This window comes from Mesorhizobium qingshengii (assembly GCF_027563465.1).
GTDB classification, from domain to species: domain Bacteria; phylum Pseudomonadota; class Alphaproteobacteria; order Rhizobiales; family Rhizobiaceae; genus Mesorhizobium; species Mesorhizobium qingshengii_A.
Genome location: NZ_JAPFQA010000018.1, coordinates 14,672 through 36,263 on the forward strand (window position 1 = coordinate 14,672; position 21,592 = coordinate 36,263).

At 62.5% G+C, this 21,592-nt stretch carries 22 protein-coding genes; 10 read left to right on the forward strand and 12 right to left on the reverse strand.

The features are described from left to right. Nucleotides 1–203 precede the first annotated feature (203 nt). The 3 genes from minE to minC form a co-directional block, all read right to left on the reverse strand. Nucleotides 204–476 carry a cell division topological specificity factor MinE gene (minE, locus tag OOJ09_RS26795; protein ID WP_091585453.1) on the reverse strand — a complete coding sequence of 91 codons (273 nt, stop codon included), beginning with the start codon at nt 474–476 and terminating at the stop codon, nt 204–206. After that, nucleotides 473–1,288: a septum site-determining protein MinD gene (gene minD, locus OOJ09_RS26800; RefSeq protein WP_269908083.1), complete on the reverse strand. Its 816-nt coding sequence runs from the start codon at nt 1,286–1,288 to the stop codon at nt 473–475. The genes minE and minD overlap by 4 nt, the downstream gene beginning before the upstream one ends. A 75-nt stretch (nt 1,289–1,363) precedes the next feature. Further along, nucleotides 1,364–2,170 (reverse strand): septum site-determining protein MinC, encoded by an 807-nt coding sequence (gene minC, locus OOJ09_RS26805; protein WP_269908084.1) that lies wholly within the window; start codon nt 2,168–2,170, stop codon nt 1,364–1,366. A 358-nt stretch (nt 2,171–2,528) separates the two neighbouring features. Here minC and OOJ09_RS26810 point away from each other — a divergent pair, with 358 nt between their 5' ends. The 6 genes from OOJ09_RS26810 (at nt 2,529) to OOJ09_RS26830 (ending at nt 9,531) form a co-directional block, all read left to right on the forward strand. Beyond that, on the forward strand, nt 2,529–2,801 hold the full coding sequence (locus tag OOJ09_RS26810; RefSeq protein ID WP_269908085.1) for a hypothetical protein: 273 nt from the start codon (nt 2,529–2,531) through the stop codon (nt 2,799–2,801). An 83-nt stretch (nt 2,802–2,884) separates the two neighbouring features. Further along, the gene (locus OOJ09_RS26815) at nt 2,885–4,084 is read left to right on the forward strand and encodes an ABC-three component system protein (protein WP_333474487.1); all 1,200 of its coding nucleotides are present in this window, start codon (nt 2,885–2,887) and stop codon (nt 4,082–4,084) included. After that, nucleotides 4,081–4,587, forward strand: a complete 507-nt coding sequence (locus tag OOJ09_RS32085; protein WP_420107548.1) for an ABC-three component system middle component 5 — start codon at nt 4,081–4,083, stop codon at nt 4,585–4,587. Before OOJ09_RS26815 ends, OOJ09_RS32085 begins: the two co-directional genes overlap by 4 nt. Nucleotide 4,588: 1 nt before the next feature. After that, entirely contained in the window at nt 4,589–6,484 is a 1,896-nt protein-coding gene (locus tag OOJ09_RS26820; protein ID WP_269908087.1) for a hypothetical protein, read from the forward strand. A gap of 637 nt (nt 6,485–7,121) precedes the next feature. Beyond that, complete coding sequence (locus tag OOJ09_RS26825; protein WP_269908088.1) at nt 7,122–7,652, forward strand: FecR domain-containing protein; 531 nt, start codon at nt 7,122–7,124, stop codon at nt 7,650–7,652. Nucleotides 7,653–7,659: 7 nt separating this feature from the next. Continuing rightward, nucleotides 7,660–9,531 (forward strand): CHASE2 domain-containing protein, encoded by a 1,872-nt coding sequence (locus OOJ09_RS26830; protein ID WP_269908089.1) that lies wholly within the window; start codon nt 7,660–7,662, stop codon nt 9,529–9,531. Nucleotides 9,532–9,574: 43 nt separating this feature from the next. Here the strand turns inward: OOJ09_RS26830 and OOJ09_RS26835 are convergent, their stop codons facing one another. The 3 genes from OOJ09_RS26835 to OOJ09_RS26845 form a co-directional block, all read right to left on the reverse strand. Further along, nucleotides 9,575–9,724, reverse strand: a complete 150-nt coding sequence (locus OOJ09_RS26835) for a hypothetical protein (RefSeq protein ID WP_013894378.1) — start codon at nt 9,722–9,724, stop codon at nt 9,575–9,577. Between the two features lie 18 nt (nt 9,725–9,742). Continuing rightward, nucleotides 9,743–10,057 carry a DUF2934 domain-containing protein gene (locus tag OOJ09_RS26840; protein ID WP_269908090.1) on the reverse strand — a complete coding sequence of 105 codons (315 nt, stop codon included), beginning with the start codon at nt 10,055–10,057 and terminating at the stop codon, nt 9,743–9,745. Nucleotides 10,058–10,481: 424 nt separating this feature from the next. Continuing rightward, nucleotides 10,482–10,736 carry a hypothetical protein gene (locus OOJ09_RS26845; RefSeq protein WP_269908091.1) on the reverse strand — a complete coding sequence of 85 codons (255 nt, stop codon included), beginning with the start codon at nt 10,734–10,736 and terminating at the stop codon, nt 10,482–10,484. A gap of 460 nt (nt 10,737–11,196) precedes the next feature. Here OOJ09_RS26845 and OOJ09_RS26850 point away from each other — a divergent pair, with 460 nt between their 5' ends. Next, nucleotides 11,197–11,694, forward strand: coding sequence for a porin (locus OOJ09_RS26850; protein ID WP_269908092.1), 498 nt, complete (start codon nt 11,197–11,199; stop codon nt 11,692–11,694). Between the two features lie 161 nt (nt 11,695–11,855). Here OOJ09_RS26850 and OOJ09_RS26855 read toward each other — a convergent pair whose 3' ends face one another. The 6 genes from OOJ09_RS26855 to OOJ09_RS26880 form a co-directional block, all read right to left on the reverse strand. Beyond that, on the reverse strand, nt 11,856–12,470 hold the full coding sequence (locus tag OOJ09_RS26855) for a BA14K family protein (protein WP_269908093.1): 615 nt from the start codon (nt 12,468–12,470) through the stop codon (nt 11,856–11,858). Nucleotides 12,471–12,597: 127 nt separating this feature from the next. Continuing rightward, nucleotides 12,598–13,122, reverse strand: a complete 525-nt coding sequence (locus tag OOJ09_RS26860; RefSeq protein WP_269908094.1) for a DoxX family protein — start codon at nt 13,120–13,122, stop codon at nt 12,598–12,600. Between the two features lie 391 nt (nt 13,123–13,513). Beyond that, nucleotides 13,514–14,011, reverse strand: coding sequence for a tetratricopeptide repeat protein (locus tag OOJ09_RS26865; RefSeq protein WP_269908095.1), 498 nt, complete (start codon nt 14,009–14,011; stop codon nt 13,514–13,516). 31 nt (nt 14,012–14,042) lie between these two features. After that, nucleotides 14,043–15,014, reverse strand: coding sequence for an MBL fold metallo-hydrolase (locus OOJ09_RS26870; RefSeq protein WP_269908096.1), 972 nt, complete (start codon nt 15,012–15,014; stop codon nt 14,043–14,045). A 127-nt stretch (nt 15,015–15,141) separates the two neighbouring features. Beyond that, nucleotides 15,142–15,360, reverse strand: coding sequence for a DUF680 domain-containing protein (locus tag OOJ09_RS26875; protein WP_269908097.1), 219 nt, complete (start codon nt 15,358–15,360; stop codon nt 15,142–15,144). Between the two features lie 42 nt (nt 15,361–15,402). Continuing rightward, nucleotides 15,403–15,648 (reverse strand): DUF680 domain-containing protein, encoded by a 246-nt coding sequence (locus OOJ09_RS26880; RefSeq protein WP_269908098.1) that lies wholly within the window; start codon nt 15,646–15,648, stop codon nt 15,403–15,405. Nucleotides 15,649–16,343: 695 nt separating this feature from the next. On the opposite strand from OOJ09_RS26880, the gene OOJ09_RS26885 reads away from it, so the two are divergent. The 3 genes from OOJ09_RS26885 to OOJ09_RS26895 are packed head-to-tail and all read left to right on the forward strand — an operon-like array spanning nt 16,344 to nt 21,588. Further along, nucleotides 16,344–20,468 carry a Pls/PosA family non-ribosomal peptide synthetase gene (locus OOJ09_RS26885; protein ID WP_269908099.1) on the forward strand — a complete coding sequence of 1,375 codons (4,125 nt, stop codon included), beginning with the start codon at nt 16,344–16,346 and terminating at the stop codon, nt 20,466–20,468. Beyond that, nucleotides 20,465–20,929, forward strand: a complete 465-nt coding sequence (locus OOJ09_RS26890) for a GNAT family N-acetyltransferase (protein ID WP_269908100.1) — start codon at nt 20,465–20,467, stop codon at nt 20,927–20,929. Before OOJ09_RS26885 ends, OOJ09_RS26890 begins: the two co-directional genes overlap by 4 nt. After that, nucleotides 20,926–21,588: a 4'-phosphopantetheinyl transferase family protein gene (locus tag OOJ09_RS26895; RefSeq protein ID WP_269908101.1), complete on the forward strand. Its 663-nt coding sequence runs from the start codon at nt 20,926–20,928 to the stop codon at nt 21,586–21,588. Before OOJ09_RS26890 ends, OOJ09_RS26895 begins: the two co-directional genes overlap by 4 nt. The last annotated feature ends 4 nt before the right edge of the window (nt 21,589–21,592 follow it).

Genomic DNA, 21,592 nt, shown 5'->3' on the forward strand with positions numbered 1-21,592 from the left:
CCGTGGCTCGCCCCGGCAGAGGACCGCAGGTCCGGGTGGGGGTGCCGGCGCCGACCCCCACCCCGATCCGCTTCGCGGATCGACCTCATGCCGGGTCCCCGCTGCTTCGCAGCGTCCCGGCGTTCGCTGGCCTTTCATCGTGCCACCGGCACGATGAATTCGCCACGCGGATCGACCCTCCCCACAAGGGGGAGGGTAAAAACTCACCCCGCCATCGCCAGCGGCCTGGCGCTCTTGTTGGGGATCTGGATGTCGATTTCCAGCGTCGACATGGTCTCGCCGCGGTCCATCGAGACCTGGAGGTAGTCCTGGTCGATCTGCACGTGCTTGGCGATGACGGCCATGATCTCCTCGCGCAGGATGGAGACGAGGTCGGGCTGGCTGCGGTTGCGGCGCTCATAGGCGAGCAGCACTTGCAGCCGCTCGCGCGCCACCGGCGCGCTGGAGCGCCGCTTGAAGATGTCGAGCAGGCTCATGCCGCCCTCCTTCCCAGAAGACGATCGAGGAAACCCTTGCGTTCGAAGGGCACGACGACCGGCAGGTCCTCGCCTTCCAGCCGCCTTGCGGCGTCCAGATAGGCCTTTGCGGCCGCGTTGAGCGGCTCCGACAGCGTCACCGGCGATCCGAGGTTGGAGGCCCTCAGCACATCCTGGCTCTCGGGAATGATGCCGAGCAGCGGCGTCGACAGGATTTCCAGCACGTCGTCGATGGACAGCATCTCGCCACGCGCGGCGCGCGCCGCGTCATAGCGGGTGACCAGCACGTGCTTGGCGATCTGCTCGCCCTGCTCTGCCCTCAAGGTGCGGGCATCGAGCAGGCCGATGATGCGGTCGGAATCGCGCACCGACGACACTTCCGGATTGGTGACGATGACCGCCTCGTCGGCGAAGCGCATGGCGAGCTGCGCGCCGCGCTCGATGCCGGCCGGGCTGTCGCAGAACACGTAGTCGAACACCGAGCGCAGCTTGTCGATGACTTCGCCGACGCCCTCCTCGGTCAGCGCGTCCTTGTCGCGCGTCTGCGAGGCCGGCAGCAGGAACAGCGTCTCCACCCGCTTGTCGCGGATCAGCGCCTGCGACAGCTTGGCCGAGCCCTGGATGACGTTGACGAGGTCGAACACCACGCGCCGCTCGGCGCCCATGATCAGGTCGAGGTTGCGCAGGCCGACGTCGAAATCGACAAGCGCCACCTTCTTGCCGGTCTTGGCCACGGCCGCACCAAGGGCCGCCGTCGAGGTCGTCTTGCCGACGCCCCCCTTGCCCGAGGTGACCACCACTACCTTGCCCATTGAAAAGCCTCCATTGTTGTTTGTTGTTGGACGGGCGGCTCCTTGCCGGCCGCCCAGAATCGGTCGAAACGACTGTCAGCTCAGCGGCGCCACACGCAGGCTCTCGCCGTCGAGAAACGCCTGCACCGGCTTGCCGCGCGAAACGCCTTCCATCTCCTCGGCGGTGACGTACCAGCCGTCGACCGCCAGCAGCTCGGCCTCGTTGCGGCGGCAGAAGATGCGCGCGCCCTTGTTGCCCAGCGCACCGGCCGAAGCGCGCCCGCGCAGCGTGCCATAGACATGGATCGAGCCGGCCGCGATGATCTCCGAACCGGACGCGACCGAGCCCAGCACGATGACATCGCCATGCGGATGCACGATCGCCTGGCCGGAGCGGATCGGCGACTTGATCATCAGCGTGCCCGATGCCTCCTGCTGCGGCTCGCTTTCGCCCGCTTTGCTTGCGCCAGCCTTGCCGTCGCGGGCTGCATCTTCGCGGGCTCCCACAGTGTGTTCCGGCGCCTTGCCCTCGGCCTTGTCCGAAACCTCCGCCCTCGCCTTGCGGCCGGGCAGCAGGCCGTCGGTCGTCGCCTCCTTGGCGCCGACCAGCGGCGGCGGCAGTTCGGCGCCGAGCGAGGCCCCTTCGAGCTCGATGGCATAGATGCGGATGCCGCGCGTCGCCAATTCCGCCACCAGCGCCGCGATCTCGCCTGGCTGCGGCTTCAGCGTGTTGAGATCGAGCAGCACCGGGCGGCCGGCAAAATAGCCGGGCGAGTTGCCGATCCAGTGGTCCAGCCCCTCCAGCCAGGCCGCCAGGGGCGCCTCCGGCGTCAGCGTGAAAGCGACGAAGGAGCGGGCGCGAAAGCGAATGGATTTGGCCTCGAGGGGAGCGGCAAAGGTCACGGCTGGCGAATCCTTACTGATAGGTAAACGCTAGCGAGGGAATGGTTAACGAATGGTTAATGAGGGGGGGGTGGGGTGAGGGTGGAACGCAAGGTTCATGACAGCCGCGCGCAGGCGACGGCGGCGAACAAATTCGACAGCTTCTCGATGGTTTGGGAAGCCTCGCAAGGCATGACCTGACGCGATCATCCCTCTGCCTCCAGCAACGCTACTTACAATCATAGCGCCCGCCCAGCGCGACGGATATCAGCGCAAATTGTCGAAAATAATCGTGTGTGACTCTCCGCCGAATACTTGCGAAACGTCATGCGCCGCGCAATGTTGTCGGCGGGTGGGTTTATTGAAAAGTGGGGGAATAGTGAAGCGTACTGTTTTGACAATATCGGTGCTGGCCAGTCTCGCGGGATGTGCCACACCGCCGGACAAGATATCGGGGATTCCAAATTCCGGCCCCTGCACGCAGGCCGACAAAGAGCGCCTCGCCGTCATTTCAAATCAGCAGAACAAGGCTGCGACCGGAGACGCGTTAGGGGTGTTCCTGATCGGCGTGCCGGTCGCGTCCATGTCAGGCGGTGACCACGAAGCCGAGATCGCCATTCTTAAGGGGCGCTGCGGCCCGCCGAAAACTTAGGGCCCAAAGACCACTTCGCTTGAAATCGTTAGCCTGGCATTTAGGTGCGATAGAATCTCTAGACCGTTTAACGGGACCTCGCTTTGTCAACATCCGATACTACGTTTGCGACCATCAAAGACAATGGCGGTTGCGCCGACGTCATCTTTGTTCATGGGTTGACAGGTGACGCAGTTGCGACTTGGTCGTCAGTTGGATCGACCGAGCCAGAAGGCCCATATTGGCCAAATTGGCTGGCAGTCGATCTCCCTTACATAAACTACTATACGTTAGGGTATCCAGCGAGCATCTTCGCTCAATGGGCAAGGAAGGAGATGACCCTCTACCAGAGAGCAAAAAATGTCTTAGAAATGCTATCTGGTTACGCGTTCGGAAAACGTCCCATTGTATTTGTTTGCCACAGCTTGGGTGGCCTGCTCGTAAAGCAGATATTACGAACGGCCAAGGATTCAACTGATATTGCTTGGCAGAACATTGCAGAGAGCTGCGCCGGGGTGCTTTTTCTTGCGACGCCGCATAGCGGGTCAAGCCTTGCGAACTTACTACATAGTTTCGCTGGTGGCTTCACTTCTCCGCACGTCACCAAACTTCTGAGCGACACCTCAGACCTCGAGGAATTGAACGCCAGTTTTAGGACATTCTGCCAATGCCGTTCAATTGACGTCACTGCCTACCACGAGATGCATAAAACCAAGAAAATAGCACTCGTGGTGGACGCAAAAAGCGCCGACCCCGGCGTAGGCGCATCTATGCCCATCCCTGTCGACGGTGACCACCTCAACATATGCAAACCTGAGAGTCGCGATAGTTTCGTGTACTTGAGCATCAAGCGTCGAATTGCGGGCATCCTGCCAAACAAAATGACGGAGGTCAGTGATTCCACTCCACATTTTGATGAAGATGATCTGGGAACTGCAAACGGCCAAGACCGAAGAGATTTACTGGCTAAAATGACGGCTGCGGGCCGTGAGCACGAGTACGCTTTCGCAAACGATTCACAGAACAAGTTCGCCCGCGCGTTCTTTCAAAACGGCCTGAAGACGTCAACGGCCGCACTGCACAACAATCTTCTCGCTGACATAGAGCAGCGTTTCCAGAGTCTGATATTTCATAATTTAATTTGTGGCGGGGCAAACAGTTCAACGGTCACATCCGCCATTCAGACGGATGTTATTGACCCTCTAGCAAAAAAATACGCGACGAGCAGCGCGTCTGGGAAAACAATCATGAACGCTCTTTATTTTCTAACAGAGCGCTGCCATATTCGATTCGATAAGCCATGATATATAGAATATGGTACGCTCATCTAGATATATTTGACACTGCACGTCGTTACATTGCTCTGTTGAATAACTGGAAATCCGATCCGCCTAGCCGCGATCGATTATTTATTTCCGATTTCTATCTCGTGAGTCCTAGTCTGCTGCATCTGACGCATATGACTCTGGATGTTAGGCGCGAATTCAACCTACTGAAAATTCCGAGGCCTGAACATTGCTTTATAAAATATCCAGCACCGCCTGTTTTATATAATAAGATGGCTGGAGTTCAGGAACAAGCATTGCATAACATCGTTGGAAAAGGGCTATTGGATGTAAGCTTGATAAACAAAGGTCAACTTAGACTCAGTACAAAAGGTGAGAACTTTGCGATGGATATGGGTAAAAAACTCGTTATCCGCGACGAAATGGAGATAATTGAGTTCCTTACATCGGAATTTGTATCCATCGGTATAGGAAAGAGCGGCCTACGAGCCGTGACTGGCTTGCGACGCTTGGGGACTTAACATGGTATCATTTCTTTCACTCAGGCGATTGCGTGTAACAAAAGGCAACACGGTCGCTTATGATGAAAAATTTCATCGCGGTGTCAATATTATTCGCGGCGAAAACAGTTCTGGGAAATCGACAATATCCGACTTCATATTCTATGGGCTTGGAGGGGAATTTGACCGCTGGAAGGATGCAGCAGCTCGCTGTTCGGCCGTGCGCCTGGAGATTGAGACAACAAGTTCGGTGCTTACACTTCATCGGGCGGTCGGCGGCAAGCAGGAACCAATTCTGCTTTACTATGGAACCATGGAGGAATCTCTCTCGAAAGGTATTGACGAGTGGCAGCGTATTCCCATCAGGCGACCGCCTAGCGGCAAAGAACTATCTATCACGCAGGTGGTGTTCAGCGCGGCAGGAATACCAGAGGCACCGAATTTTGGCAATTCGAACATCACGATGCACCAGGTTCTTCGGCTTCTCTACTCAGACCAGCAGACGCCTGCGGGAAAGCTATTCCGCTTTGAGAATTTCGATACAAGGGACATTCGTGAGGCTGTTGGCCAACTCGTTATCGGGGTTAACGGTTATGAACTTTATGAGGGTCAGATTCTACTTCGAGATCTTGAATCCGAGTACACCGGAAAAGATCGCTTATACAAAGCTGCCCTGCTTGCGCTTCCCCAATCAGAAGGCTTGGGCTCGATAGGAGCTCTAAATATCCGAGTCAGCGAGCTTGAGGCGAAAAGAAATCTGATCATCGAGGAAATTGGAAAAGTCGATTCCTACGTGGGGGGCGAGCAGTCTGACAAATTTCTCTCAGATAGGCGTGCCATGCAGACGAATTTGCGGAAACTAGCTGCCAGCTTGCAGGATAAGGAACATAGGCTAGCGGACATTACAGAGGAAAGGAAAGAGATAGAACAGTTTGTCGAATTCTTGGAGGCGCAACTCGCTTCAATCGGTTCTGCTGACGACATATCTGAGCGGCTCGGCAGCATCGAATTTCAGTATTGCCCAGCTTGCCTGAAGGAACTTAGTACTAGCGAGGCCGGGCATTGTATTGTTTGCCATGAGGTGATCGACGAAGAGAAGGCTAGGTCGAAATATTTCGAAATAAAAATAGACACAGAACTTCAAATTAGAGAATCTTCGCAGTTATTGAAGATGAAAGCGGCAGAATCTGAAGGCCTTCAGGACGACTTGCGTGCTCTTCGCAGGACTTACTCTGAAGCAGTAGTTGAATTTTCTGGTCGCTACGACGTTACTAACTCTCCACGAGAAAGCTTTTTAGCTGAGAGAAACAAGCTTCTCGGCCGAATAGAGCGGGAACTGACTTATGTCGAAGAGCTACGTGCCACGATTGCACGGGTTGATCAGCTGTCGCAGGAACGCGCGAATCTCAATGACGAGATCGAGCGGCTACAGGCACGGCTAAGGAGATTGGAGGCGTCATCCACCGCTCGTACCCGAACAGCTATGGATTCGATTAGTGTCGTCGGCAAGCGTCTCTTGAAGGAAGACCTGCCTCGCGAGGATACTTTTGAAAACCCGGAAACTTTTTCTTTGAATTTCGGCGACGACGCGATGCTTGTCGATGGGAAGATGAATTTTTCGGAGAGCAGTAATGTTATTGTTAAGAATACGGCAATCTTATCAATGATTCTGTCAGCGTGCTACGATAAGGAATTCTGGCATCCGCGCTTTGTATTGATGGACAATATAGAGGATAAGGGCATGGAGCAAATAAGAAGTCACAATTATCAAAGATTGATAGTGGATGAGTCTGCCAAAGCGAAGTACCCGCATCAGATAATTTTTACTACATCTATGATGAACCCCGAACTCGAAGCTAAAGGGCTCACCGTGGGTCCAAAATATACCCGCCAGAACAAGACCCTAGCAGACATCTGACAGACCTTAGCAGTCTGTCTCTCCCTGACCGCAACTTCCCCCTTGAGGCTGCGCGCGGCTTGCCTGATCGTGGCGGAGCACTGCTCAGCCTGCCGATCAGTTCCTACGACTCGTCGCCCAATATGGCGGTGCGCGCGCCGCCAGCGCCTCAACCTCCAAGACATCGGTGCCGCCGCATGGCATGGCACGGCTGCCTGCCTCCTAAAATGCTGCAACTCGCGCTCATGCTTCTCCGCTGCCTCGCGGGTGTCGAACGTGCCCAGATTCCGCCGCTTGCCGGTCTTTTTGTCCTTCTTGCGCGAATGGAGGCGGTATTTTCCGTCCTTCAGTTTCCTGATCATCTCGCTTCTCCGGATCGATCATGATTTCCGCCTGCCCTTGATGGTACATGGCTCCCGGCGAGCGCCTCTTACCGTTTCGCCCCCAGTGAGCACCGTGCCGACATGCGCATACCGCCCCGGGCCTTGCTGTCGCAGCAGCTTGTCGTGCTAGGATTGCCCGTCGGCACCGGCGGCCGGGGGGCAACGCGGCTGCCAGGTGCCGGTCCATACGCAGCCGGTCCGTATGCATGAATAGACCGCCAGGCCGCCGGCAAGGTTTTCTTGCCGCGAGTTTTCGCAAGAGCAAGGGGACGTCGATGAGCGCAAGGGGCCGATTTTTCCGTGGCCTGGTGGCTGGCCTGTTTGCCGGTGTCTGCCTGGTGGAGACCGCCCTCGCGCAGGACGCGGGGTGCAGGTTGGTGCCGGTGGCCGGGACGACCCGGCAGATCCTGAAATGCCGGGAAGGCCTTACCGTCATCGTGGAAGACGGCGCTCGTTTCACGCTGAAGGACCGCGATCGGAACGGCAAGGCCGATGCGGTCAGGTTGCGGCGCAAGGCGCTGCTGCTCGACGCTCCGGCCGGCTCGGTCCCGGATGGCTTCGCGGTTGTCACCCCGCAGGCGATCGCCGCGGTGCGCGGGACGAAATGGGTCGTCGACGTCGGCCAGGGCAAGACGTCCGTTTTCGTGCTCAGGGGCCGCGTCGCCGTGCAAAGGCCGGCCTCCACTGCCGGCGTGGTCCTCGCGCCGGGCGAAGGCGTCGACGTCGAAGCCGGAACGGCACCATTGACCGTCAAGCGCTGGCCCGCCAAGCGCGTCACCGCATTGATGGCCCGTTTCGGGCAGTGAACCGGCAATGAGCCGACGAGCGCTTCCGACGCTGATCGCGCTCGTCCTGGCGGGCCTCTGGGGCGCCGGCCTGGGCTTCGCGCACTGGCGCGGCGACATGGCGTTTCTCGATCGCTTCGAGGCAACGATGACCGATCTTCGAACGCTTTTTCGAGGACCGGAACCGCCACCGGACCTGATCACCATCGTCGCGATTGACGACGACGCGGTGCGGCACGAGGGCAGCTATCCGCTCAGCCGCGCCACGCTGGCCCGGATTGTCGACACGATCGGGCGCCTTGGCCCGAAAGCCATCGCGCTCGACCTGCTGCTGGTCGACCCCGGGGCAAAGGACAATGACGAGGCGCTGGCGCGTTCGCTGGGCGGGACCAGAAGCGTCATCGCGGCCGCGGCGGTCTACCCCGGAGGCAGGCAATGGACACTGGGCGAAGGCCCCCTCGCCCGCGTGCCGGATGCCGAGCGGTTCCTGTGGCCGCTCAAGGCGTTCTCGGACGCCGCCGCTGTCGGCGTCGTCAACGTGATCACCGACCGGACGGGAACGCCCCGGTTCGTGCCGTTGCTGTTTCGGGCCGCGGACCAACTGGAAGCGTCCTTCTCCCTGAGGGTTGCCACCGTGGCGGCGGGCGAGGATCCGGAAATTGCCCCCGATCACCTGTCGCTGGGCGGGCGGTCGATCCGGACGGACATCGGCCACATCCTGCCCCTGGCATTCTATGGCCCGCGCGGCACGATCCGCACCATCAGCGCCGCGACCGTGCTGGACGGCCAGCTCGATCCCGGCATCATCCGGAACCGGATTGTCCTGATCGGAGCGACCGCGACCGGCACCGGCGATGTTTTCCCGACGCCGTTCGATCCCGTGCTGCCGGGCGTCGAAGTCATGTCGACGGCGATTGCCCATCTGATGACCGGCGACGGAATCGTGCGCGACCGCTACGTTCGCCTTGCAGATGCCGGCTTTGCGGTGGTGCTGCCCATGCTTCTCGTCGGGCTTCTGGCGTGGCGGCGAAACGCCAGCGGCCTGGCGGCGGTCGCCGGCGTGGTGCTGCTCTGGGTCGTGGTCAACATGACGGCTTTCTCGCACCATATCTGGCTGAGCGCCGCGCTGCCGATCACCGCCGCCGTTCCGCCGGCCATCCTGTTCGGGGCGGCGCAGCTTTGGCTGGGCAGGAGCCGGGCGCAATTTTTCGCCACGCAGAGCCAATTGCTGCAACGCGTCGAAGCCCCGGGCATGGGCGAATGGCTCGCCAGGCATGGCGACTTCCTCTCCGACCCCGTCCGGGGAGACGCCGCCATCCTGTTCATCGACCTGTCCGGCTTCACCGGACTGAGCGAAACCTTGGGACCGGTCGCCACACGCGAACTCCTCAACAATTTTCATGCGCTGGTCGACGAGGAAGTGACGAGCAGCGGTGGCGTCGTCACCAGTTTCATGGGCGACGGCGCCATGATCCTGTTCGGCCTGCCGCAACCCTCGGCAAACGACGCCTTCAATGCCGCCCGCTGTTGCGTGGGGCTGGCCAGCCGCACCAACGGCTGGCTCGCCTCGTTGCCCGCATCGACCGCATCGCGGCTCGGCTTCAAGATCGGCGCCCACCACGGAACGATCGTCGCCTCCCGGCTCGGCGGCGAAGGCCGTCAGCACATCGCGGCCATCGGTGACACGGTCAACGTCGCCAGCCGCCTGATGGAGATCGCGGCCGAGCACAATGCCGAAGTCGCGGTGAGCGACAAAATGCTCGATGCCGCCGGCCGCGACTGCGCGCTGTTCAAATCCGGCGCCCTGAGAGGACCCGTGGAAACGCACATCCGTGGGCGATCCGGCTCGCTCGCGATCTGGTTTTGGCAAAGCGCGCGCACGCTGCACACGCCGCGATAGATCGGGGCGCCGCGATCGGCGGACGTCTCGTCGTCAGGCCGGCTCAGTGCCGCTTGAAATACTGCACCTCGCGCTCGTGCTTCTCCGCCGCCTCGCGGGTCTCGAACGTGCCGAGGTTGCGCCGCTTGCCGGTCTTTTCGTCCTTCTTGCGCGAATAGAGGCGGTATTTTCCGTCCTTGAGTTTCCGGATCATTGGTCTCTCCCGGAGCAATCAGGATTTCCGCTTGCCCTTGATGTTCCGCGCGTGCTCGGTCGCGGCGCGGTCGCTGCCCAGCCTGTCGAGCAGTTCCTGCGCCTCGTCGCCGGATATGCCGGTGCGCACCGCCAGTTCCTCGACGGTGAGCACGTCGGAGCTGGCGATCTCGCGGGTTTGCGGCAGCGCATCGTCGGCCGTCAGCGGCAGCGCCGCCTCCCGGTCGATCTCGGCCACGGCCTGGTACCAGTGCCGCTCCGGATCGCCACCGCCGTCGCGTTCCCACAGTTCGTATGCGCGCTTCTGAATCTTCTCGTGCCGGTCGTCGCCCATGGTCGTTCCTCCTTTGCGTCAGGGAAGAACGCCGCACCCATCCGAACGATCCAAAAATTTCGCGTGATCGTTGGGTTGGGTCGGGTCGCAGGAGGTCGGCGGGCGGTGCCGCCCGAGAACTTGGGTTCCTCGCCCCCGCAAAGCGGGGGAGAGGTGGCCGCGCAGCGGCCGGAGAGGGGGCCCGCCGCGCTGCCAGGCTTCGTCTGAATTCACGTGAGGTCGAGCCGCACAATCATCAAGGCCGCGCCATTCCCCCTCTCCGTCTCGGGCTTCGCCCGAGCCACCTCTCCCCCATTAAATGGGGGCGAGGAACCAGCGTCTTGCGGTCCGCTCGAACCGGCGGCCTCCGGTCAGGCCGCGAGATGATCCCAGGCGGCGGGCGAGCCCGCCGCCTGGATGCCGGCCGTGGCGGCCGGCTTTGCCGTCAGCGTCCCCAGATGCCCTGGCCGTAGCCCGGCGCAGGCATGCCGGAGTGCGAATCTCCACCCGCCGCGCTGTCGGTGACGCTCTTTGTGCCGCTCAGGTCGACCGCGCTGGCGCCGTACACCATCGAATGGGTACCGGCAGTCGGATAGTCGCCGGCGGCAGGGATGTAGTCCGAGCCAAAGCGGTCGCTGCCGGCAAAAGCCATGCCGGAGGCAAACAAAAGCGTGGCAAGGCTAAGAACGATCTTCTTCATTTCAATTCTCCATCTTTGAAAGTTGACATTTGGCCTCGACGCGCCGCCCGCACCGCGTTCATGAGGCCGTCTCTTCATGCTCTTGGGGCGAAACCGACCAACCGCCATCCCCGCTGGATTCGCGGCGGCAGGCCGTTCAGCGCACGGTCGTCTTGGTCCGTTGGTGCGCTGTTGGCCGCTTCATAAGGGCGTGGTGTTTGCGCCGGCGTGGTAGCGGGCGTGGTAAGAACCACCGCAAGAGTGGAATTTTGCGTGGAATGCGGCCGGGAACCTCATCGCGCCCGGGCCGAGAGAGAAGCCGAATGCCTCGTCACCGCCATCTCGTCTTGTTGCGCGCGAGCAACAAGCTCCGGATTTCGGAGAACCGCACAGGATCCGGATTTACCTCCCGTTGACAGGCAAAGCGTCTCCATGCGGCATTGCGTTAAGGGTTTGCTAACAATTGCCATTGGAGGGGTAAGTGGTCGGGATCAATCGTTACATTTTGCTTGCGGTTCTGTCGGGAACGGTTGGCGCCGTTACGCCTGGCTTTGCGCAGCCGGTCGAGTACGTGAGAGTCTGTTCGCTTTACGGCGCGCAATACTACTACAGCCCGGGTACGGACACTTGCATAAACGCCAACACTGGTGTGACCAAGAGGCAAACCGAGAACGGCACGGTGACGTCCAAGACCGCGCTGGCACAGAGCGTTGAAGACATCGACAACCGTGTCGCTCGCGCCTTCGAGAATTCCTCGATCGCCGCGGCGTTGACCAGCCCCGACCTGGTCGCCGGCGAGCATTTTGGCGTGCGCGTCAACTGGGGTAACGCCGGCATGTCCAATGCGATGGGCTTGACGGGTGCGGCGGTTCTTGGCGAGGGCCTTTTTGCGGGCGGCGGCCGGCTGACAGGAACGGCTGGCGTGGCATTCGCCGGTCACAGCGTTGGCGGAAATGCAGGCTTGCAGCTTACCTGGTAGTTGATTTGCTGGTTCCCGCTCAAGGGCTCCAGCCACGACTCACACCGCCGCGCAGTCTCCGCCCAGCCTGTCGAGCAGTTCCTGTGCCTCGTTGCCCGCCTGCGGCCAACCTGCCCAGCGAAATGCTGCCCGCACCGGCGATGGCAAGCAGCAGGCGGCGCCTACTCGCACTGGCGCCTGGGCCCGCCGGTGTAGGGCTGGTAGCTGTTGTCTTCGGGCCGGTAGGAGCGGTAGCGGCTGAAGCAGGATTGGGCGTGGCCGGTGGAAACCTCCAGCGTGGCGGCCAGGGGGGCGGCGCCCCCCTCGACATAGCTGACTTCGGTGGACGGCCGAGCGGCCTGGTCGACGGCGCCGGCGTCGAGATAGGGCGAGATGCAGGGGCGCTGCTCCCCGCTATAGGACATGTAGCTGTTGTCGTCTGGATTGTAGGAGCGGTAGCGGTTCGCGCACCAGCTGACATGGGAAGCCGGCAGCCCGGCCTGCTCCTCGCCCACCACGGGCGTCACGGCGCTTATCACGGTTGGGTCGGGCGGCACCGCCTGCGCCCTGGCTGCGGCATCGGGCGCCGCGGGCTGCGCGGCGGCCACCCGCTCCAGGCCCTGCGCTGCCTTGTCCACCGGCTGTGCGCCCTTGGTCCACAACTCGGCGACGCTGTCGGCGGGCCTTGACTGATGCACGGGCTTGGCAACCAGCAGCCAGGCAGCGAAGGCCAGCCCGCTGCCGAAAACCGCAAGGGTCAAGGCGAAGCCGCCGACCAGTGCCAAAATCGCTTTCATCCCACACTCCTTGAGCCTCAGCCAATAGAATGCGGGGCATCGCGACTGGTTCCAGCAAGCGAGCTTGCGGCAAGGGTGGCGCCTGCTGGCCGGCATGCCGATGCACAAAGCCGCGAGCCTCGGCCCCTCAAACCGGCAGCCTGACGTCCCCCAGGGACATCTGGTTCTCCGCCGCCAGCAGCGCCGCCACCATCTCCTTGTCGCGCCGCCGCTGCTGCAGATAGCCGGCCACCAGCCGGTCGAGCGAGAACTTGCCGGCGCCGGCGATGGCCAGCACGAACATGCCGCCGGCGATGGCCAGGTCCTTTTCGAAATGCAGCAATTCGTTCTGGCTGGCGAAATTGGTATGGAACAGCGTGGCCGTCGCCAGGCAGAACAGGCCGAGCCCGATGGCGCCCAGCCGCGTCAGCAGGCCTGTTGCAACGCTAAGCCCCGCCCCCAGTTGCAGCGCGATGGTGGCGACAAACAGCGGCAGGCCGACGCCCAGGGCGGCCATCGCCTTGGCGGCGCCGTCGAAATGGGTGGCCAGCGTCACGCCTTCATGCAGGAAGATGAGGGAAAGCAGCAGCCGGCCGGCCAGCAGGGTCGCATCGCTGGCGTGGTGCCTGGTGGCGAGCAGGTGCAGCTTCGCGGCGATTTCGGTCGGTGTCATGGTCAGGCTCCAATTCTGGTAACAGGCAGGCGCCACGCGCCCGGCCGGACGCGCGCAATGGCGCTGCAACGTCCGATCCTTGAAAGGGGTGGAGCCGGCGGAGGGAGAGACGCCGGCTCCGGTTTTTGGGCGCCAGCCACGAGCGCCCAAAAATACGGTGAGTTGGGTCCGGGCTTGGCGCCAGGGCCCCCTCATCCGGCCGCTTCGCGGCCACCTTCTCCCCGCTGGGGAGAAGAGGCTGGCGCCGGCGATAGCGACCTCCTCTCCCCTCGGGGAGAGGTCGGATTGCCCCGAATTGCCCTTTGCAATTCGGTTGGCAATCCGGGTGAGGGGGCACTTGCCCTAAGGATAGTTCTGCCAACCCTGGGGGCGAGGAACAGCCCTATCGGTCCTACTTCGTCACCTTGGTGTCGATGGCCTTTTGCAGGTCCGACAGCTCCTCGCAGCCGGCCGGGCAGAGTTTTTCCAGCGACGCCAATTGCTCCTGGGCCTTGGGCATGTCGCCGGTCTCGACATAGAGCTCGCCTAGATATTCGCGGGCGGCCTTGTGGTCGGGCTTCAGCTCCAGCGCCTTGGTGTAGTAGGTGAGCGCCGTCTTGTAGTCGCCGGTCTTGCGCAGCGTGAAGCCAAGCAGATTGTAGACGTCGGGCTGCTGCGTGTCCTGCGCCAGGTCGCGCAGCTCGGCCAGCGCGCCCTGGTAGTCCTTGGCCTCGATCTTGGCCTTGACGGCGGTGAGGTCGGGCGCGTCGCCGCCCTCGATGTTGTCGACCGCATAGGCCGGCATGACGGCGGCGACCGGAACCACGGTCAGCACGGAAATGGCGCCGAGCAGCCCGAACAGGGCATGTTTGCCAAAAAGGGCCCGTCTGCCAAAAAAGGTATGTTTCATTGTCTTTCTCGCCTGGGTTGGGAGCTCGCGCTCATATCTGAACTGGAGTGAAGCCATAGGCATTGCCGTCCTTGACGAAGGTGCCGGTGCCCGGGAACGGGAAGTGCGAACCGGAAATCCGGATGTTGTCGGCAATCACCCGGTCGATGATCTTGTGGCGCGTGGTGATCGCCGTCGGCCCGTCCTGGTCGTAGGCGCCCTGCCACTCCGGATGCGGCGCCAGAAGTGCTGGCACATACATGGTGTCGGCCGAGATCATGATCTGCTCCTTGCCGGAGTTGGCGAGATACACCGAGTGGCCGGGCGTGTGGCCGGGGGCGGCGATGATCTGGATGCCGGGCGCCACCTCGGCGCCGTCCTCGACCAGCTTCCAGTTCTTCCATTTCGGGAAGTTCTCGGCGATGCGCTTGCCCGCCGGCTTGCGGCCTTCGGGCAGCTTGGCCAGCCGGCCGGGGTCGGTCCACCAATTGTATTCGGTGGCGTTGACGATCAGCTCGGCGCTCGGGAACACCGGCGCGTTGGTGCCCTTCTCCATCAGGCCCCAGACATGGTCGGGGTGGAAATGCGAGATCATGATGGTGTCGATCGCCTTGTAGTCGATGCCGGCGGCGGCCATGTTGGCCGGCAAATGCGTGGCATTGGTCTGCCACTGGCCGACGCCCGAGCCGGCATCCATCATGATCAGCTTGCCGTTCATCTTGAGCACGACGACGGTGAGCGGGATGGGCATGAAGTCGGTGGTCAGCCCCGCCTTGGCGAGCGCCGCCTTGGTGTCCTCGACCGAGGCATTCTTGATGAAGGCCGGGTCGTGGGGCTTCTTCCAGATGCCGTCATAGATGGCGGTGATCTCGATATCGCCGACCTTGTATTTGTAGAAGCCGACGGTGGGCTCGACCGGCGTTTCGGCGAAGGCCGGGCGGACGAATTCCAACCTGCCGGCAAGGCCGAAGGCGGCAGCGGCGGCGGCGGATTGAAGCACTGTGCGACGTGTCATGCTGAACATGGGTGTTCTCCTCGGTTGAGTGGTGGCTAAAGTCGCGAAGGAAATGACGGAGGGCCAAGCCCTGGCCCTCCGTCGCTGATTGCGGATTGGGGCGAGCACGGTCGGGATCCGGTGCCAGCCCCTGAACTCAATTGCCCCAGATGCCCTGGCCGGGTTCCTCCGCATCAGATTTCATCGTCGCCTGCATGCCGTGCCGGACCATGTCCGGCTTGCGGATCGACGCGGCGGTGGTGGTGGTGTCGACGGCCGTCTGGTTGACGGCGTGCGAACCAAAGTGGTCGCTGCCGGCGAAGGCGCTGGTGGTGGCGACCAGGATGGCGGCGGCGGTGAGAGCGATGTTTTTCATGTCGATGGTTCCTGTTTGTTGAGAAATTGCTTGAAGGCGCGCTCAGCGGCCCCAGAGGCTGTCGTTGTTGTGCCGGGTGATGATGTCCTGAACCGACCCCTGGCTCGGCCCGGTCGTCACCTTGGTGTCGACGCCGCCCGGATGCGCGGTGTAGGGGATCGAGGCCGTGGCATTGGTGTCGACGGAAGCGGCCGGCTGGTTGGCATTGTTGGCGCCGTGGTCGCTGGCGGCGAAGGCAGAGCTTGCGGCAAGCAACATCGCAGCCGCGCTGAGTGCGAGCTTGGTCATTTCATAGGTCCTTGTTTCGTTTCCTGGATGCGTGCCGCGAAAATGGCCCCGCTACAGGCAAGACCCGGAAGGGCCAGCCTTTATTCCCGAGGGGCAGCGATTTTTTTTAAAAGGGGAGGAGTTGAGGGCTCGGTGGCCCCAGGAACTTGGGTGCCTCGCCCCATGAAAACTGACGAGCGCTGCAGCATTCCCTCCCCGCAAGGGTCGACAAGGCGGACGATAAGAAGAGCGCCGAGACACACTCCAGAAACAAATTTCAACAGTTCGGAAAAACTGGCGAAAAGATCGGATGGCATAATCTCCCCGCTACGGCCGGAAAATGGTCGCGGCACAACCGAATGGAGCGGTTACGGGCCATGCAACGAGGTTCGAACGGATGGATGAGTGCCCTGCTCGGCACGTCGCTCGCCGCCGGCAGCGCCGAACCGGTGCACCCGCCTCCCGCCCGCGCTCCCGAACATGTGATCGTGGAGCGGTCAGAAAAATGATATCGGGCCGGCCAAAGAGGGGTGCGACTCGGCGGTCAGTGATCGCCAGCCGGGATTCCGGGCGTTTCGTTCGTGGAAGCGTCAGTCATTCCACCTCCATCAACTAGGGTCACATTGCAGCGGCGGCGCAGCCGACAAGGCCTGCCGTCGCGGCGGCATGATTGAGATGTTCCTGGCGCTGCTCGGCCAGGACGAGAAAGTTTGGAAATGGATCACGGTGTCGATATCGCCGAACTGGACAGGGACACGGCAAGACAGGGCCGGGAGCCCGAAATCGGCCTCGGAGGCGTCGAAGCGCTCGTAAGGATTGCCTCCGATTCCGGGTTGATCGCGCGCGGCCAGGTCTTGGCGGGTGCCGATTTCGCCCAGCCGGGGCAAGCCGGTGAGCGGCTCGACACGGTCTTCGAGCAGCTCGCCGGGACATTCGCCTCGTTGCCGGCGGTGATCTCCGAGGGACGTGTCTGGACGTACCGGGAGCTGGACAAGCGGGCCAACCAGTTCGCCCGTCTGCTGATCAAGCATGGCGTGCGGCCGGGCCACCGGGTCGGGCTCATTCTCGACCGGTCAGCGGAGACCTACGTCGCCTTGCTCGCGGTGATGAAGGCAGGCGCGGCCTTCGTGCCGCTGGCCACCGCCTTTCCTGAAGAGCGCATGGCGCTCATCATCGAAGACGCCAGCGTTGGGCTGATTGTCACCATCGCCGCCTATGCGTCGCGCGCCGACAAACTGCCCGTTCCCCACCTGCTGATCGACAGCGCCGCCGCCGAGATCTCCAGACAGTCCAGCGCGCCGCTGAAGCCGCACAAGGCGCCGCCTCAAGCCGATGACACCTGCTACATCCTCTACACCTCCGGCACCACCGGCAGGCCCAAGGGCGTGGTCATCAAGCACCAGAGCTTCGTCAACTTCATCCGGGTCGCCGCCGCATCCTACGGCTACCGGCCGGGCGATCGCGTCTACCAGGGCATGACCATCGCCTTCGACTTTTCCTCCGAGGAGATCTGGGTGCCGTTCGCAGCCGGCGCGACGGTCGTGCCGGCGCCGGGCCAGCTGCCTCTGGTGGGCGAGGAACTCGCCGATTTCCTGCGGCTCAACGAAGTCACCTGCATGGCCTGCAGCCCGACCTTGCTGTCGTCCATGACATCAGACGTGCCCAGCCTGCGCACGCTCCTGGTGGGTGGCGAGGCCTGCCCGCACAATCTGGTGGTGCGCTGGTCGACGCCGGGGCGGCGGATCCTCAACACGTATGGACCGACAGAGGCGACCGTCACGGCAACGATGGGCGTGCTGACGCCGGACAGGCCCGTCACCATCGGCGCGCCGCTGCCCACCTACTCCATCGTCATTCTCGACCCCGAGGTGCCCGCGCTTGCCCGGCCTGGCGAATTGGGAGAGATCGGCATCGCCGGCATCGGGCTCGCGGTAGGCTATCTCAACAGGGCCGACCTCACCGAACAGAAATTCATCGCCGATTTCCTCGGCTTGCCGAACAATCCGTCGCGGCGCATCTACCGTACGGGCGACCTTGGCCGGATCAACGGCGATGGCGAGATCGAATATAACGGGCGCATCGACACCCAGGTGAAGATCCGCGGCTATCGCATCGAACTCGGCGAGATCGAGGCGGTGCTGCTGGACCAGCCTGACATCGCGCAGGCTGCCGTCACCACCTGGGAGATCGAGCCCGGCCGCGTCGAGCTCGTTGCCTACTACGCACCCAGGACCGGAGTGCCGGCGATCTCGCGGGCGGATCTCGCCCAGACGATGAAGCGACGCCTGCCGGATTACATGGTGCCCTCCTATCTGGAGGAACTGCCGGCGATTCCGATGACGGTCTCCAACAAGGTCGACCTTCGCCAGTTGCCGAAGCCGACCAGCGTCCGGCTTTCCGCCGACCGCGAGATGGTGGCGCCCGGCAATGACGACGAGCGCTTCCTGGCCGAAGCGCTGGCCGCGGTGCTGAAATTCGACGAGGTGTCGGTCGAGGACAATTTCTTCGACGACCTCGGCGCCAACTCGCTGCTGATGGCGCATTTCTGCGCGCGCGTGCGCACCAGGAAGGAATGGGCGACGACGTCCATGCGCGACATCTATCTCTATCCGACCGTGGCGCTCCTGGCCACGCACCTGCGCGTGCCGGACGGGATGACGACGGCCACCAATGAGCCTGTTCTCACCCGCCAGGCATCGAACTTCGCCTACTGGACCTGCGGCGTGGCGCAGCTCCTGTTCTACGGACTCTACAGCTACGTGGCGCTGTGGGCGATCAACGACGGCCTCAACTGGATGTATGACGCACTCGACGATCCGCTGCAGCTCTATTTGCGCTGCGTGGCGCTTTCGGCCGGCGTGTTCTTTGGCATGACGGGCTTTGCCGTCCTTGCCAAATGGGTGCTCATCGGCCGCTGGAAGGCCGAGGCGTTTCCGATCTGGAGCCTGCGCTACTACCGCTTCTGGATCGTCAAGACATTGATCCGCACAGCACCCGTCGTCCTGTTCCGCGGCAGCCCGCTCTACAGCTTCTATCTGCAGCTGCTGGGAACCAGGATCGGCAAAAACGCTGTCATCGAATCCAAATCCGTACCCGTCTGCACGGATCTGATTTCAATTGGCGCCAACACGATCCTGCGCAAGGAATCGCTGATCCTCGGCTTTCGCGCCCAGTCCGGCTACATCCATATGGGTCCGCTGACCATCGGCCGCGATGCCTTCGTGGGTGTGGGCTCGACGCTCGACATCGACACCGCGATCGGCAACGGCGCCCAGCTCGGCCATGCGTCTGCGCTGCTCCGCGGGCAAAGCATCCCGGACGGCGAACACTGGCATGGATCGCCGGCCGTGCCGACCACGGCGGACTATTGCAAGGTGCGCAATGAGAACCCCTCCAGCATCCGGCGCTTCCTCTTCGAAGCGGTCCAGCTCATTGGGTTGTTTGCCATTGTCATCCCGCTGCCGCTGCTGTTCCACAGCTATTGGGAGAATGTCGGCGACGACTATCAAGAGACGATCGGCCTTGTCGCGATCGGCACCACGGTCACGCTTTTCGGCTATATCGCCGTGGCCTTCCTCGCGGCGACGCTGCTGCCCCGCCTGACCAGCCTGCTGCTGAAGCCGGGCCGCACCTACGCGCTTTACGGTTTCCGCTACTGGCTGCAAGCCGCCACCGAATTCTCGAGCAACTCCCGTGTCCTGGGGCTGCTGTTCGGCGACAGCTCGGCGATCGTGCACTACATGCGTGCCATCGGCTGGAACCTCAACAAGGTGGTGCAGACCGGATCCAACTTCGGCAGCAACCAGCAGCACGAAAACCCGCTTCTGTGCGAGATCGGCACCGAGACCATGGTGTCGGATGGGCTGTTCATGATCAACATGCACAAGTCCGCCTCGGCGTTCCGGCTCGAGCCGACGCGAATTGGCGAGCGCAACTATCTCGGCAACAACATCTACTACCCGCCGGACGGACGCACGGGCGACAACTGCCTGCTCGGCACCAAGGTGATGATCCCCATCGACGGGCCGTTGCGCGAGAATGTCGGGCTTCTCGGTTCGCCTGCCTTTGAAATCCCGCGCATGGTCAACCGCGACAAGGAACTCATCGCCGGCGTCGACGAGGCGGACCGGCGCCAGCGCATCCCGCACAAGAACCTTCACAACGCGGTGACGATCATTCTGTTCATCGCCACGCAATGGGTCATGCTGTTCGCCACGCTGGCGATCTGGGACCGGGCGCTGAACTACTACACCGAATGGAACGAGGTCGCGCTGTTCGTCGCCGTGCTCCTGACCTCGGCGATCACCATTCCGTTCTACATCCTGGTCGAGCGGGCAAGTCTCGGTTTTGGCAGGCTGAAGCCTCAGATGACGACGATCTACGACGTCGCGTTCTGGCGCCACGAACGCCATTGGAAGCTTGCGGATTCGCCGATTGTCAACCTGTTCGGCGGCACGCCGTTCCGGCCGATGATCCTGCGCCTGCTGGGCGTCAAGGTCGGCAAGCGGGTCTATGACGGCGGCAGCAACCTGACCGAACGCTCGCTGGTGGAGATCGGCGACGACGTCACTCTCAACGAGGGCTGCGTCATCCAGGCCCATTCGCTGGAGGAAGGCGCGTTCAAGTCCGACTTCATCCGCATCGGCAAGGGCTGCACGCTCGGACCTTCCGCCTTTGTCCATTACGGCGTCGTCATGGGCGAAGGCTCGGTGGCCGATGTCGATTCCTTCGTGATGAAGGGCGAAGAACTCGAGCCCTACTCCATATGGCGCGGCAACCCGGCCAAGCTGCACAGGTTCGTGACCCCGGTCACGGACGATGGCGCCAAGGCGTCGGCTTGACGGCCGGAGAAATCCGGCTCGTTTTCCTGACCGAGGCCAACCGGGCCTCGGTTGCGTCCCTTGAACTGGCTCCGGAGCAGAGGGATTTCGTCGCCAGCAATGCCGAGTCCCTGGACGAAGCCGACCTTGATGAAGACGCGCGGCCGCGCGTCGTGATGGCTGGCGATCGTGTCGTCGGTTTCCTGATGTACGATGCGCCGCTGGATGACGACGAGGCGCGCATCTACCGCTTCATGATCGACCGCGCCAGCCAGGGCAAAGGCTACGGCAAGGCCGCGTTGCGCGAAGTGCTGGGCGAAATCGGCGGGCTCGGCCACATCAGGCACGTTTCGATCTGCTACGAGCCGGAGAATGAGGCGGCACGCCAGCTCTACCGCGCCGCCGGTTTCGTGGAAGAAGGCCTCGACGAGGATGGCGAAATGATCGCCGACCTCGCCCTCGCTGCATCGACCGGCCGATGACCCCCGCCGCAAATTCTTCGCCTCCGGATCTGCCCGAGGAAACCTCCCTGGCGCAGGCGCTGGCCGCCATCGCCCCGTATGGGGTCCGCACCGGATGCCGGCTCATACGCGAAGGCGACGAGACCCATCTTTTGCCCGAGGAGGCGCGCTCGATTCCGGCGCGCCAGCCAGCCACGCGGCGGGCCAGCGGCGCGGCCCGATGGCTCGCGCACCGGCTGCTGGCGGCTATCGGCTTCGACGACGTCGCCCTCCCGCGCGCGCCATCCGGCGCGCCGGTCTGGCCCGACGGGATAACGGGTTCGCTCGCCCATGATGACGAAATGGCCGTGGCGGCGGTTGCGCCTGTTGGCCGCATCGCCTCTCTCGGCATCGACGTCGAGCCCGCCCAACCCCTGCCCGACGACATCCTCGCGCTCGCCGCAACCCCGGCGGACCGGACGGACGCGGCCGACCGGCATCTTGCCGGTCGCATCCTCTTTGCCTCCAAGGAAGCGGTCTACAAGGCGGTCTATCCGCTCGATCGCGAGATTCTCGGCTATGAGGATATCACCGTGGACCTCGACGCCGGCCGCGCAACGACGAAGACGGGCCGCAAGGTCAGCCTCGTCTACTGCGTTGCCCCGCGTGTGGTCGTCTTGGCGTTTGTTGAAGCGCGTTAGCGCA